Below are 15017 nucleotides of genomic sequence, written 5' to 3'. Positions count from 1 at the left end.
TTTATACTTTCCATTTGGCAATTTTATAACCTAATTCTTTCTCAAGTAAATTAATATCATCTTGAAAATATAATTGAGTTATATTATTAATTTCAGCATTAGACAATTTGCGTGGCGCGGTGGTTAATAAGTTCTTAATCATTCCTTGCAATTTAGGAAACGATTTTAATATATTTCTGATTCTCTGCATTAAAGGATTTGAGTTATATAAGAAATTTAACCATTTATGTTTTGGAAGTGACGCTTTATTAGCGTGTACTGGAACTACTTGTTTTTCAAATTTTAAAATTCCTAAAAATTCACAAATTTCGTCGACAATCTCTAGTCGCTTATTCCCTATAAAATCCTCAAAAACAATTAATTTAATATTTTCTGCCCCGAACTCCTTTTTATATGCTTGATAGTTTTGATAATATAAACCTTGAGCAATAAAATTAGAATTTACCTCCCCTCTATTCTCTTTATTTAACTGGTTTTCAAAGCTCTCAATGGTCCAATTTTTAAATTCAGGGCTGTTAAATTTTTTAAACATATTATAAGCTGAATAAGCCCGTTTTACTGGCTGTCTCATAATCATTATTATCTTAACATTTTCTCCAATATCTTGTCGTATTCTAGCTGGAACTAAAGAATTTGAGATATATCCTGGATCCACTTCACCAACTGCTTTATAACTGTGAATACTTGATAAATTAAAATATTTTTTTAAATACCAATCTATACCCTTCTTGTAATGATATGAAAAAAATCGTAGTTCTTTTTTTTGAGGAATAAAAACCTCTTTATGTTTTGAAAATATCTCATAAAAAGTGGTCGTTCCAGCTTTCTGAGCTCCAACGACGAAAAAGTTTGGAAGGAAAATCCTATTTTTAGCCATACACTATTTAATTTTAGCAAGTTTAAAATCCATTCTTATTAAAACAATTTTGGTAAATCTCGTACAATGTACCCATATGAATTTTGGGCTGAAACTCCTTCAAAGCAACTGTTCTTGCCTTTTTACACATAGAATTATATTTTTCTATATCATTTAATAAAATCTCTATTCTTTTGATCAAAAGCCTTTCTTCCTTAACTGGCACCAAATATCCTGTTTCATTATGCTTTAACCAGGTATTAACTCCACCGACATCAAAACCTACTACAGGCTTTCCATGCATCATCGCTTCAATACCAGAAATACCAAAAGCCTCAGGATAAATGGATGGAAATACTAATAGATAACAGTTTTTAAAAAAACTATTAATATTCTCTCTGGTTTGCCAACCATGAAAATGAAAGCTTTCGTTATATTCCTCTGGTATTAAACTTTCAAAATAAGACCTATCGTGACCATCACCAACTATATCTAAGGTAATATTATGCCCTTTTTTTAAAAGCTCTAAACCTAAGTTTATAAAATAATGTACGCCTTTTGTTCTTGATAGTCTTCCTACAAACAGTAATGATTTACATTTTTCTTTAGATCTATCTTTCAATTCTCTCTCTTCAACTAAAGGCGTCATATGCGGATTTAAATATAACTTATCATTGGTAAAACCTACTTTTATTGCTTCATTTATGATATACTCCGAATTAGCAATCAGAGCACTATAACCCTTATTACCTTTTGTAGTTTCCCATTTTACATTACTGTAAGCCTCCAAAAGGCGTTTGGGGTGTCTATTACAACAGCCTTCCTTATAAGCGTCTAATATACAGTGTAATCCAAAAGGCTTATTACAAATTTCTTCTGATTTTCGCCAAAATTTTCCTTGCCCAGGACATAAAATTCGAGGTTCATGTATACTTCTAACAACCGGTTTAAGTTTAAAAAAATGCTCTAATAGTTTTGGACTAGATAAACTATGGATATGAATAATGTCTATGTCTTTTTCTACTATATAATTTTTAATAAAAACAAAAAAAGAAGCATGGTCGCCCTTAAACACAATTTCATCATTGGGATATATTTTGATTTCCAAACTTCCCTTAATAGTATATATTCCTATCCAACTGCCACACAAACCATAATCCTTACCTAAATTAACAAGTTGACTAATGTTAGTTTCAACACCACCACTATTTTCTATTTTATCATTAATATGAAGAATATTCATTAAACGGCTTTCTTTAGGTGTGCAGTAATGTTGTTTTTATGATTTAAAATTTTAATATTTATTTTTTTTCTAACAGTAAAATTAGAATCAACATCCATTAATTCCTTTAACAATTCATCTATATTAAATTGCTCTTTAGATAAACTATCCATATTAAGATAAAAACGATCTTGATCAATGCTTGCCATAAAATCTAAGCATTTATCTCTGTAGCCAAAAAGTATTGTAGGTGTATTTTCTATGGCTGTAAGCACTGCACCATGCAATCTTACACAAATTGAAAAACTTGCCCCATCAATAATATCTAAAAATTGTTTCTCATTTTTTACTAATAAAAAATCAGCATTAATATTCAATTTTTCAAAATAAGTCTTTGTGTAATCATAATCAATAGGATTAAGGATTAGTGGCGTAATCTCCCAGCCATTCTCAGCTAATGATTTTAACTTTGGTATTAAAGATTCCCAAAAACCGTTATACTCTTTAATATTCATTAAGTTGAGTACTATTTTTTTTCTATTCCCTTTTTTTACCTCTTTTTTTCCATTTAGCAATGCTAAATCACCTACAATATTTGACTCTACACCGATTGTAGATAACCTTTCCTTACTTATGGCTCCTCTAACATTAACTTCCTCAAATGCATTTAACACTGATTCCCATTTTAAAAAATCAATATGTTTATTTTGCTCTAATCCACATGATCCCACTCCTGTACCAAGTGATATAATAGGCACATCTAAATTAATCAAACTTTCTACTTTGTAATACCACATATCATTAATCAATGTACCACCTCCAAGAATAATTTTTTCAAAAAAAGCCGGACCAGACAAACGGAAATATTTAAGTGTTTTTTCAATTCCATACGAATGGATTGTTATTAATTTATAGCCTTCAGTATTTAGGTATTTGGCTAAAATATTAAACATTACATCGTCTCCATAATTTTCATGACCATGTCCTCCGATATAAGCAATATATTTTGTTTTATCGCCAACCAACTTTAATCTTCTAAAAAAAGAAGAAAATAGTATGCTTAATGCTATTAATTTATTTTTTATCATTTTTAATAATTACTATTTTATACTATTTTCTTTATAAATACTTTTTTATGATATTACTTTTTTGATTAAAAATGGTTTCCCATGTAAAACTATTTCTCACTTTAACATTGAGATTTTTACCATAAAACTGAATTAAATTATTTTTGTTTTTTACTAAAATATCTAATTTCTTTGAAAGATCTTCTGAACTACCATTAAAGAAAAATAATTCTTCTCTAAACCAAAGTTTTAAATTATGTATATCTGGAGCTATAACTGCACAACCAGCTGCTCCGTAATCAAATAACTTCATACAAGATTGAAATGGATTACTACCACTTATTATTGCTATATCAAAATTAGATAACAAAGTAACAATATTTGACCGGCTCACAAAACCATGATTTACAACTTGAATATCTAAATTTTTTATCTCAGACTCAACACATGCCAAACCAGAGCCAACAAGGTTAATTCTAATCTGACTTTTGCTATTAAAAATACTTAAAGCCTCAACAAAAACATTAATTTTTTGATGATCCATTAAACGCCCTACAAAACAAATGTCTATAAAGTCTTTTTCACTAATTTCTTTTTCTTTAAAATCAATAATAAAATCTTTTTCTATTCCATTTTCAACATTAGTCCAGTTATTTTTATCAATCTTCCAAAAATCACCATAACTACCTACAAAAAAAACATGGTTAGACATACGGTATACCATTTTTTCTAAAATTTTTGCAATACCTACAAACAAAGATTTGTAATATCTTCGGCGCCCTTTATATTGAAAACCATTAGCCTCATAAAAATGTGGTATTTTTAGATATTTACATGCAATTAAACCAGAAAAATCTAAGTAAGATACACGTTCATATATAAATTTAGGATTCTTTGCTTTAAAACTTTTAATTAAACTTCTTGTTTTACTAAGGTTTGTAAAAAAGATTTGTAAATCTTTAATTGTTCCGTAAATAAGTCCTTTTATTTTTTTAGGCTTGGTTGTTTTGTCCTGTTGTTTAACATTTTCCTGCTTTGTGTAATCGGTGAGATCAATTTGTTTTGAATTTAAAAATAATTCAATCTCAAAGTTATTAGACAACTGCCTTAAGCCCATAGAAATATGTTGAAAAGCTCCAGTATTTGGATTTAAGCAACCCTTCTCCTGTATAAGATATATTCCTCTTGTATTGAGTTTAATCATTACTAACTCTTATTTGATTCATAATCTTATTTAAATATTTAGTAAATTTTTCAGCTCCTTTTACATTAAGATGGTCAGCATCCTTAAAATCTTCTTGAACAAATCTTTTATCGTTATAAAAATTAAAATAGGATACATTATTGAACTTAGCCGCCAATAAATTAGACTTATTAATTGTTGTTTCCCACTGTTCTTTATTCATACCATTTATATATTCTTTGTGAACAGGTGTAGTAAGTAATATAACATTAATATTAGCTAATTTACACTCTTCTACAAACTTTGATAACAAATTAAAATTACGTTGTACTTGACCAACATCTTTATGTGTATGCCTTTTTACGATTTTCTTAGCAACTTTTTCATAATCTTTTATATTAGGCTCCATTCTATACCTCCAGCCTAATGAATCAGACCTAACAAAGATAATAGCATCCTTATGTACATAGTAATCTTTTAAGTTTTCCCAAATTGTTGAAATACTTTTATTTAATATTTCTAAATTGTCTACTGGAAAATCTGTTGTCTTTAAACCATAGTAAATAGAATAATTTTTAATCCATTTTTTTGACAAGGATTTACTGTATAATGAACCATAAGAAATTGGTAAAATAATAGTCTTAATGTTATTTAAATTAGTCTGATATTTTTCATAAACTTTAAAAGAAAATTCCAAATTCTCTCCAATAAAAGCCAAATTAAAGGCCTTAGAATCTAGGTATTGTGGATTAACACCTAAATGGGTGTGTGAGTTCCCTAAAATTAATGTTTCAATATGTTTAGCCTTATCGCTTAACATATAGTCATTCTTATTTTTATAATCATTTGGGATATGACGTATTAATAACTCTACCACCAACAATGGCAAAAGTGCTGGAAGTAGAAAAATTAATACTTTTAATATAAACTTTTTCATAATCTAAAATTGAAAATAAATAAAATCACCACCAGGACTTTTAGACCCCCAAACTATAGCCAACACAATGCTATAATACAATGATATCCTTAGTGGTTTGGGCCAATTAAAACCAAGGGACTCAATGGCGTATTGTTGGTTTCTCCCCATCCATTCTATAAATAAAAACACAACAAGAAAACCAAATAAAGGCAAAGCCAATGACCCGTTATTAAAATAAGGTGTTTTAAAAAATTCTAAAGAAAATATCTTTTGTAAAACACTTAATGCATGTGTTACATTTTCTGCTCTAAAAAACACCCAAGCTATTACCGTAATAAAAAACGTAGATATCATTGAAATCCCCTCTTTTAAACTTGGTAAATACCTTCCTTCAGCAACAGTGCCTAAATGCGTTCTATTTTTATTTAGTAGTAATAGTGGCAAGAAATACACCGCATTTAAAGCGCCCCAAACTATAAAAGTCCAATTGGCACCATGCCAAAATCCACTGACTATAAAAATAATAAAGGTATTTCGCACCTTCATCCAAGTACCGCCTCTACTGCCGCCTAATGGAATATATAAATAATCTCTAAACCATGTAGACAAAGACATGTGCCAGCGGCGCCAAAACTCTGCTATATCCCTAGAAAAATAAGGAAATGCAAAATTTTGTTTTAAATTAAACCCAAACAATCTTGAGGTGCCAATAGCAATATCAGAATACCCTGAAAAATCACCATAGATTTGAAACGTAAAAAATAAGGCTCCTATAAATAATGTACTCCCATTATAACTCTCTGAGTTATTAAAAATATCGTTTGCAAATTGTGCACAACCATCTGCTATAACTACTTTTTTAAATAAACCCCATAAAATTTGACGACAACCATCTACTGCTTTTGAGTAATTAAATTTTCTTTTTTTATAAAACTGAGGCAATAAATTGGTAGCGCGCTCTATTGGACCAGCAACCAGTTGTGGAAAAAAACTAACAAAAGCTGAAAACGCAATAAAATCTTTTGTTGGTTGCAGTTTACCTTTATAAACATCTATGGTGTAACTTAAGGTTTGAAACGTGTAAAAGCTTATACCAACTGGTAAAATAATATTTAAAGACCTTGTACCAATACTATAACCAAAAAAAGAAAATGCTTCAACAAAATTCTCTATAAAGAAATTAGCGTATTTAAAAAAGCCTAAAAACCCAAGATTAACTAATATACTAACCCAAAGCAATAGTTTACGCTTTAGTATTACTTTTTCTTTAGACAGCCTTACACCTATAGAATAATCTACAACTGTACTAAACAACACCAACGTTAAAAAATGCCAATCCCACCAGCCATAAAATACGTAGCTAGCTATAACAATAAGTAAATTTTGCAGCTTTAGATTTTTATTGGTTACAAACCAATACAAACAAAATACTACTGGCAAAAAAATGGCAAAATCTATAGAATTAAATAACATGTGTTAAAATACAAAAATTATTATGTGAAACATTTTTTGAAACGCTATGTTGATGGCTGCAAAACTAACTTTTTATACTTTGTTTATCTCATTTAGCAAGAGCAAAATTGATGTTACTCTATTATCTGTATTACATAATTTAGAAATATGCAACCGTCCTTCTTCTCCCATAGTTTTACACAAGTCTTTATTTTGTAATAGTTCTGTAATTTTTTCTGCCATAGTCTCATAATCATATTCTTGTACTAAAAAACCAGTTTTTTGATCAATGACATTTTCTGTTATTCCGTTATGAATAGTAGAAACCACAGGAATTTTAAACATTTGCGCTTCAGCTAAACTTATCGCAAAACCTTCTTGATCACCCGTAAGTGCTGTAACGCTATGTTGTATAAAAACTGTTTTATCTTGTATTACTTTAAAAGCCTCTTTTCTTGGCAAAGCACCCAATAAAATTACATTATTCTCTAATTTAAGGGCTTTAATTTTAGCTAACACCTCTTCTTTTAGTTCGCCGTCTCCAATAATTGTAAAGGTAGCGCTTGGTATTACTTCTGTTACTTTTTTAAAGGCCAGTAAAGAAGCTATAGGGTTTTTTTTGGGTGTTAAGCGCCCTAAAGAAACCACCTGATTTGGTTTTTTAAATTTCTCTTCCCAACTTAAAGGCTGTATTAGTTTAGCGTTTACACCAAGTCTAATTAATTTTATTTTTTCTTCTGGACAGCCATTTAAAACTAAAATACGTCGCATAGAATCACTTGCTACCACAAAATAACTACACCAATTAATGAGTTTATTAAATTGTTTTTTATAATGCAAATCTCGCATTTTAGAAGTAATGTCATAGCCATGGATATGCACTACAAAAGGAATATTGTATTTTTTAAAAAATTCCATTAACAACACACCATTGGTAGCATAATCTACATATGCTACATCTATGTGTTGCGCGCCAGAAGCTTCTAAACACTTTATAACCGTTTTATTTTTAACTGTAGCATACCAATTTCTGTACTTCGGAAATTTTAGAGATAATTTATTTAAAAAGGTTAAATAACTGTTTTCAAAATTAAAACCAGCATTTTTAACTTTAACATCAAAATCTAATACACTTTTCTTTTTTTCCCCTGAAAAAAATACGATGTCATTATGTTTATAGTACAACCCTTTTAATAAATCGTAAACAAAGGTTTCTGAGATTTTAATATTAGAGTTACTGAAATAACCTATTTCCATAACTTAAAATGAATAACCAAATTGAACAATATCCTCTTTAAACCAATCCTCAACTATGGACTTTGTTTCTTCATCATAGGCCTCTTTATAATCTACTTTTTTAGTCTTATTATAATGCGGAAGTTCATTATTAATACCTAAATCTTTAAGCACTGTAGCGAATTCTTCATTAAGATTCTCAAATCGCACAATTTTATTTATTCTTATTTCTTCATTATAATCTTTTAGCCACTCTACCTGAGGTAAAAACATTTTAGGATTAGAATAATAATACGGATCCTTGTCCTTACCATAAACTTTTATCACCCACTCTTTAAATGGAATAGGCTCATCCTTCATATTACACTGATTAGTTTTTATTCTATACTTATATTGTGAGACAACTCTATCCCAAGGGTTTCTAACTACAGCAAATTTATACGTGTTTTTAAATACAACTTGTCCAACACCATGTGTATCAATAATTTCTTTAGCTGTAAGATGATTTTTTATTGTTAAGCCAATTGCCGTTTTTATGCTAGAACCTGCCGTTTTATTTATATGAATAAAAATAAAATCTCCATTTGGTCCTTTTCTTAATGGATTATTTTCATCTTTTGTACAGTAAACGTAGAATTTACGCAACTTTCGAAGAAACAAATTTTTAATTTTATGTTTAATTTTTTTTACCATTTATAAATATCTTATAGAATATAGGTTATTATTAACTTTTTAGAGCCTTTATCTTTTCTTTTACAAAACCAACGGTATTTTTATTTAACCAATAAAACAAGCCTAAACCAACGAAAAGCCCTAGTATATAAATTCCTAAACTAAGTAGAACATTTGTAAAATCTGAATAAAAATAAGATAAACTAAATGATAATAGACACGCAAACAATAAAGGCAAAAAACTTTCTGTAGCCACTTTTAAATAATCATTTATGGTAAAACCAAATATAGGTTTTAAAACGATATACAAATTCATAGCTTGTAATATAAACAACTCAATACTAATTAAAGCATAAAGTGCGTATATAATAGAAAACTGTAAGGTTACACAAAGAGCTACCAATACTATAATTGAAAACCATAGGTTAAAATAAAATGATTGCTTAGCTTTACCTCTTGCCAAAAGCAAGGGTCCAAAAGTAGTTCTTAATAATCGTATAGAAAATAATATAGCTGTTAACCTAAGATATGGTGCACTAGACAACCATTTTTCGCCATAGAAATAATAAATTGTTGTTTCTGGGAACACAATTAACAATAGCATAACAGGTATAATAGCTAAATACACCACTTTATTAATGGTTAATGCCATTTTTTTAAGTTGATCATCGTTTTGTATAGAACTGTAAACCGGAAAAGCCATTTTATTAAAGACACTACGTATTAACTGAACCGGCTTCATTACCAAAATTTTAGCTAAATTATAAAACCCCAATATTTCTGTACTTAAAAAAGCACCTATTAATAAATTATCGCCTTGTTGTCTAAAGTAGGTTATAATTCTTTCAGACATTTGGTAGCCTCCAAAATTAAGATAAGACTTAACCTCGTTAATCTTAAAATACCATTTTGGTATATGGAATTGCTTTCCTCTTAAAATAAATAGACTTCCTCTGGAAAAATTTTCTACCATATATCCATAAACCAATGCATACACTCCATATCCTTGATACGCTAAGATTATAGTAACAACAAAGCCCAATAAAGGTGTTACTATATTTATTTTTGCTAAACTTTTAAACATTAACTTTTTAGATAATAATGCTTTGTATTGTATAGCAAATCCATTAAACAAAAATGTAATAGAAATAATTTTAAGGATATTATTTAATTCTATTTCGTTAAATACATAAATAGAAATTGGATAGCTAAAAAATAACAATATTAAACATGCAAAACAACCAAGAGCAACATTTAACCAATACAGTGTAGACAATTCGCCTTCTGTATTATTTCGTTTATAAATGATAGCACTACTAATACCAAAATCTACAAACAGTTGGCTAAAACCTGTAACAATTAAAACAAGTGCCATTAAGCCAAAATCATTAGCTATAAGTAGCTTTGTTAACACAAAAACTCTAAAAACCTGAATTACTGCACTAAAAGTTGACTGAAACGTCGTCCATTTGACTCCAGAAACTAAGGATTTTGTTACAAGCATTTTGTGCGATAATTAATATTGAATTTAAAAATAGAAATAAGTTGGTTCATTAAATCGAACCTATATAACCACTTTCTTATAATCACTTTGATGAGAATTAAACCAATTATAAGTATCTAAAATACCATCATTTAATGAAAATTTAGGACTCCAACCTAATGCTCTTAACTTAGAACTATCCATTAACTTACGAGGTGTACCATCAGGCTTAGTACTATCCCAAACAATCTCTCCTTTATGCCCAACAATGCTTTGAATAGTTTCTGCCAATTCTTTAATAGTTACATCTGTACCTGTACCCACATTATATAAATGTTCAGGCAAAATATTTTCTACAGCAAAAATGACACCTTGTGCTAAATCATCTACATGCAGAAATTCTCGCATTGGTGTACCACTTCCCCATAATTCTACAGGCGCATTTGTTGCTTTTGCCTCATGAAACTTACGCATCATCGCGGGTAACACATGTGAGCTTTTTAAATCGAAATTATCGTTAGGACCATATAAATTAGTGGGCATTAAGCTAACAAAATCTTTACCAAATTGTTTTCTAATAGCTTCGCAAGCTTTTACACCTGCTATTTTTGCAATAGCGTACCATTCGTTTGTTGGCTCTAAACTATCCGTCAATAAATACTCTTCTTTTAAGGGTTGTGGCGCAAATTTTGGATAAATACAAGAACTACCTAAAAAAATAAATTTAGCTACATCTGCTTTGTGCGCTGCATCGATAAGATTATTCTGAATCTGAAGATTCTCCATTAAAAATGGATAAGGATACTCGTTGTTTGCTAAAATACCTCCCACTCTTGCGGCTGCATCTATAATAATATCTGGCTGTTCGTTATTTATAAAATCGGTAACAGCTTGCTGATTACGTAAGTCTAATTCTTTACTTGTTTTGCCTATAATATTAGAATAGCCCTTAGCCTCTAAAGCTCTCCAAACCGCAGAGCCCACCATACCGCGATGACCAGCTATGTATATGCGTGATTCGTAATTAGTGATTTGTGATTCGTTGTTTGTCATGCGTAATTTATTAATTTAGACTCGTAATTCGTAAGCTTTTTTGCTATTTATTTTAATTTTATGTAGCAAATAAGTCCATAAATCAGTTTCATTAATTGTTATATCTTTTCAGATATTTGATGAATATCATCAATATAATGTAATCGTTTTGCTATTAATAATTGTGTTTCTACTTCAACTAATGACCCTAACGCAATGTATAAATACTGAATAAACTCTTTATCTCCTTTTCTCCCTGCACCCTCTGCAATATTACTTGGAACTGAAACCGATGCACGCCTAACTTGCGATGTTAGTCCGTAAATTTCATTAGAAGGAAAACCTTGCGTACATTTATAAACAACTTCTACCAAATCCATAGTTCTTTTCCAAGCATCTAAATCCTTATGTGTTTTCATCGTCTGTTACTCGTTATTGTTTTATAGGATGTGTTTCAGAGTTTCAATTGCTTCAATATATAAACCACAAAACCGTTTATTTTGACCTATAACTCATCACAAGTTACCAATTACGAGTCACAAATCTACTCAAAATAATTCATGGTTTTATAGCCACCTTTTTCTAGGTACTGCTGTTCTTGCATTACTTTAATATCACTAGCCATCATATCTTTAACTAGATCATTTAAATTATATTGACACTCCCAACCTAGTTTGTTTTTAGCTTTTGTGGCATCACCTATTAGTAACTCAACCTCAGTTGGTCTAAAATAACGTGGATCAACAGCTAAAACTTCTTTACCTATTTCTAATTGGTATTTAGGATTGTTACATTTTGTAACGTAAGCTTTCTCGTCTTCGCCTTCACCTTTAAATTCTAGTTCTATACCAACTTCAGCAAAACTCATATGTACAAAATCTCTAATTCTAGTCGTTTTACCTGTGGCAATTACCCAATCTTCTGGTTCATCTGCTTGAAGAATCATCCACATCATTCTAACATAATCTTTAGCGTGTCCCCAATCACGTTGTGCATCTAAATTTCCTAGATGAAATTTATCTTGTAATCCTAAAGCAATTCTGGCAACAGCTCTTGTAATTTTTCGGGTTACAAACGTCTCCCCTCTAATTGGAGATTCGTGATTAAATAAAATACCATTACAAGCATACATATTGTACGCTTCTCTGTAGTTTACTGTAATCCAATAAGCATACATTTTTGCTACTGCATAAGGTGATCTTGGGTAAAACGGTGTTGTTTCAGATTGAGGCACTTCTTGTACTTTACCATAAAGCTCTGAAGTAGAGGCCTGATAAATTCTAGTCTTTTTTTCTAAACCCAATAAACGAACGGCATCTAATATCCTCAACGTCCCTAAACCATCAGCATTACCTGTATACTCAGGAATTTCAAACGAAACCGCAACGTGACTCATTGCTGCTAAATTATAAATCTCGTCAGGTTGAATTTCTTTAATCAAACGGATAAGGTTTGTACTATCCGTCATATCACCATAATGCAAAAAGAAATTTTGGTGATCAACATGTGGATCTTGGTATAAATGATCAATTCTATCTGTGTTAAATAAAGATGAACGACGTTTTAAACCATGGACTTGATATCCTTTTTTTAATAAAAATTCACTTAAATAGGCACCATCTTGCCCTGTTACTCCTGTAATAAATGCAACTTTACTCATTTATGAAATACTCGATTTAGGTGCTAAAAATTGCACTTCTTAATTATTTCACAAATTTAACTAAAATAGTAGGACTTTATAATTCTAATTGATTTTTTAATCAAAAAAATACGCTTGAACAGTAAATTTTTAATAAGATTATTTCACTAAAAACCATGCATTTAATAACTCTTGCCTATTATATAACATAGGCTTTTTAGTATCCCAATCAATAACCTGAAAACCGGCATGTTCGCAAATTGCTTGTCCTGCTGCGGTATCCCACTCCATTGTTGGTGCAAATCTTGGATAACAATCTGCTTGGCCTTCTGCCACCATACATAATTTTAATGAACTACCTTTTGATATTAAATTAACCGCGCCATGTTTCTGGCGCATTTCAGCTACGTACGTTTCAGTTTCTGGTGACATATGAGAGCGACTAGCTACTACAGTAAATGTTTTATCCTCTCGTTCTAAAGGTAATTTAAACCCAGTGTTAATTAAACTATCAATATTATACGCTTCTAGATTCACTTTCACCTTGTAAGCGCCCATTTCTGAAGTTGAATAGTATAAATCACCTAGAACAGGCACGTAAATAACACCTATTTTTGTTTTTTGATCTTCAATTAAAGCAATATTTACAGTAAATTCGCCATTGCGCTTTATAAATTCCTTTGTTCCGTCTATTGGATCTACAATCCATAATTGATTCCAGTCTTTTCTTTCTTCAAAAGGAATAGATTTCCCTTCCTCTGAAAGCACAGGAACACCTGTAGAATTTAAATGAGACATAATAACATTATGCGAGGCCAAATCTGCTTTAGTTAAAGGTGAATTATCTCCTTTTAACTCAACACCAAAATCTTCAGAATGATATATTTTTAATATTTCTTTACCGGCTTCAATTGCAGCAGTAATTGCAATTTTTAAATTTTTGTTCATCTCAAAAAATTATATAATCATACCAGCACCAATGGTCTCATTGGTTTGCTCATCAATTATAATTATACTTCCGGTTTGACGATTCTTTTTATAAGCATCAAAAAATATAGGTTTAGCCGTTCTAATAGACATGCGTGCAATATCATTCATTTCAACTTTATCTATATTTTCAATTCTATGCAACGTATTAATATCTACCTTATATTTTAATTCTTTTACCATTCCTACGGTTTCATTAGTCGTATGTTTTATAACCACTTTAGTTCTAGCTTGAATTGGTTTTGTACTCATCCATGTTACTAAAGCTTCAATATCTTGTTCAACTTTAGGTACATTGTTTTCGCGCACAATCATATCACCACGACTATTGTCTATTTCATCTTCTAATGTCATAGTTACAGACATTGGTGCAAATGCTTCCTGAATTTGTTCACCATTTAACTCAATAGTTTTAATGGTAGACACAAAACCAGAGGGTAAAGATTTAACTTTATCACCTGGCTTAAAAACACCACCATCAATTCGGCCTGCAAATCCACGATAATCTTGATGCTCTAAAGTATGAGGCCTAATTACAGATTGAATTGGGAAACGACAATCTACCAAATTGTGATCGCTTGAAATATGCACGGTTTCTAAATGATACATTAAAGTACTACCTTGGTACCAATCCATATTTTCTGAACGATTAACAACGTTATCTCCATTTAATGCCGAAATTGGAATAAATTGAATATCATTAATACCTAATTTTGAAGAAAATGCATTAAATTCTGATACGATTTTATCGTAAACCTCTTCGCTGTAATCTACTAAGTCCATTTTATTAACACAAACTATAGCATGAGGTATTCTTAATAGAGACGCTATAAATGCGTGGCGATGCGTTTGCTCTAACATGCCTTTACGTGCATCTATTAATATAATAGCGAGATTTGCCGTGGATGCACCTGTAACCATATTACGTGTGTACTGAATATGACCTGGTGTATCTGCAATTATAAACTTTCGTTTTGGCGTTGCAAAATATCTGTAGGCAACGTCTATAGTAATTCCTTGCTCGCGTTCTGATTTTAAACCATCTGTTAGTAAGGATAAATCTACATAATCAAATCCTTTTGATTTACTTGATTCTTCTACGGCATCTAATTGATCCTGAAAAATTGATTTACTATCGTACAATAACCGTCCAATTAAGGTACTTTTTCCATCATCTACACTTCCTGCTGTGGTAAAACGTAATAATTCTATATCTTGATAATCCATTTTAAATAGTTGTTAGTGATTAGTTGTTAGTCTTTAGTTTTG

The 15017-nt window shown here is 30.3% G+C and carries 14 protein-coding genes; all 14 read right to left on the bottom strand.

All coding sequences use genetic code 11. The annotated features are described in order from the left end of the window. Position 1 precedes the first annotated feature (1 nt). The 14 genes from GN138_RS05425 to GN138_RS05360 all read right to left on the bottom strand — a co-directional run bounded on the left by GN138_RS05425 (position 2) and on the right by GN138_RS05360 (position 14975). On the bottom strand, positions 2-877 hold the full coding sequence (locus GN138_RS05425) for a sulfotransferase family protein (RefSeq protein ID WP_157362778.1): 876 nt from the start codon (positions 875-877) through the stop codon (positions 2-4). 22 nt (positions 878-899) lie between these two features. After that, positions 900-2099, bottom strand: coding sequence for a glycosyltransferase family 4 protein (locus GN138_RS05420; protein WP_157362777.1), 1200 nt, complete (start codon positions 2097-2099; stop codon positions 900-902). Continuing rightward, positions 2099-3166 (bottom strand): polysaccharide pyruvyl transferase family protein, encoded by a 1068-nt coding sequence (locus GN138_RS05415; protein ID WP_157362776.1) that lies wholly within the window; start codon positions 3164-3166, stop codon positions 2099-2101. The genes GN138_RS05420 and GN138_RS05415 overlap by 1 nt, the downstream gene beginning before the upstream one ends. 31 nt (positions 3167-3197) lie before the next feature. Beyond that, the gene (locus GN138_RS05410) at positions 3198-4349 is read right to left on the bottom strand and encodes a glycosyltransferase (protein WP_157362775.1); all 1152 of its coding nucleotides are present in this window, start codon (positions 4347-4349) and stop codon (positions 3198-3200) included. Continuing rightward, positions 4342-5265 carry a hypothetical protein gene (locus GN138_RS05405; RefSeq protein ID WP_157362774.1) on the bottom strand — a complete coding sequence of 308 codons (924 nt, stop codon included), beginning with the start codon at positions 5263-5265 and terminating at the stop codon, positions 4342-4344. The genes GN138_RS05410 and GN138_RS05405 overlap by 8 nt, the downstream gene beginning before the upstream one ends. A gap of 3 nt (positions 5266-5268) precedes the next feature. After that, entirely contained in the window at positions 5269-6720 is a 1452-nt protein-coding gene (locus GN138_RS05400; protein ID WP_157362773.1) for an MBOAT family O-acyltransferase, read from the bottom strand. A 72-nt stretch (positions 6721-6792) separates the two neighbouring features. Further along, entirely contained in the window at positions 6793-7956 is a 1164-nt protein-coding gene (locus tag GN138_RS05395; RefSeq protein WP_157362772.1) for a glycosyltransferase family 4 protein, read from the bottom strand. A 3-nt stretch (positions 7957-7959) separates the two neighbouring features. Further along, the gene (locus GN138_RS05390) at positions 7960-8580 is read right to left on the bottom strand and encodes a sulfotransferase family 2 domain-containing protein (protein ID WP_197429321.1); all 621 of its coding nucleotides are present in this window, start codon (positions 8578-8580) and stop codon (positions 7960-7962) included. A gap of 79 nt (positions 8581-8659) precedes the next feature. Beyond that, entirely contained in the window at positions 8660-10111 is a 1452-nt protein-coding gene (locus GN138_RS05385) for an MOP flippase family protein (RefSeq protein WP_157362770.1), read from the bottom strand. Positions 10112-10171: 60 nt separating this feature from the next. Continuing rightward, positions 10172-11143 carry a GDP-L-fucose synthase family protein gene (locus GN138_RS05380; protein ID WP_157362769.1) on the bottom strand — a complete coding sequence of 324 codons (972 nt, stop codon included), beginning with the start codon at positions 11141-11143 and terminating at the stop codon, positions 10172-10174. A gap of 98 nt (positions 11144-11241) precedes the next feature. Continuing rightward, positions 11242-11541, bottom strand: a complete 300-nt coding sequence (locus GN138_RS05375; RefSeq protein WP_157362768.1) for a four helix bundle protein — start codon at positions 11539-11541, stop codon at positions 11242-11244. A gap of 125 nt (positions 11542-11666) precedes the next feature. Further along, positions 11667-12782, bottom strand: coding sequence for a GDP-mannose 4,6-dehydratase (gene gmd / locus GN138_RS05370; RefSeq protein WP_157362767.1), 1116 nt, complete (start codon positions 12780-12782; stop codon positions 11667-11669). A 138-nt stretch (positions 12783-12920) separates the two neighbouring features. Further along, entirely contained in the window at positions 12921-13709 is a 789-nt protein-coding gene (cysQ, locus tag GN138_RS05365; protein WP_157362766.1) for a 3'(2'),5'-bisphosphate nucleotidase CysQ, read from the bottom strand. A 9-nt stretch (positions 13710-13718) separates the two neighbouring features. Further along, entirely contained in the window at positions 13719-14975 is a 1257-nt protein-coding gene (locus GN138_RS05360; protein WP_157362765.1) for a sulfate adenylyltransferase subunit 1, read from the bottom strand. Between the last annotated feature and the right edge of the window lie 42 nt (positions 14976-15017).

The sequence above is a fragment of the Winogradskyella endarachnes genome (genome assembly GCF_009741275.1).
Taxonomy (GTDB): Bacteria; Bacteroidota; Bacteroidia; order Flavobacteriales; family Flavobacteriaceae; genus Winogradskyella; species Winogradskyella endarachnes.
Note: the sequence above shows the minus strand (reverse complement) of the source record. Positions and strands in the feature narration are given on the sequence as shown.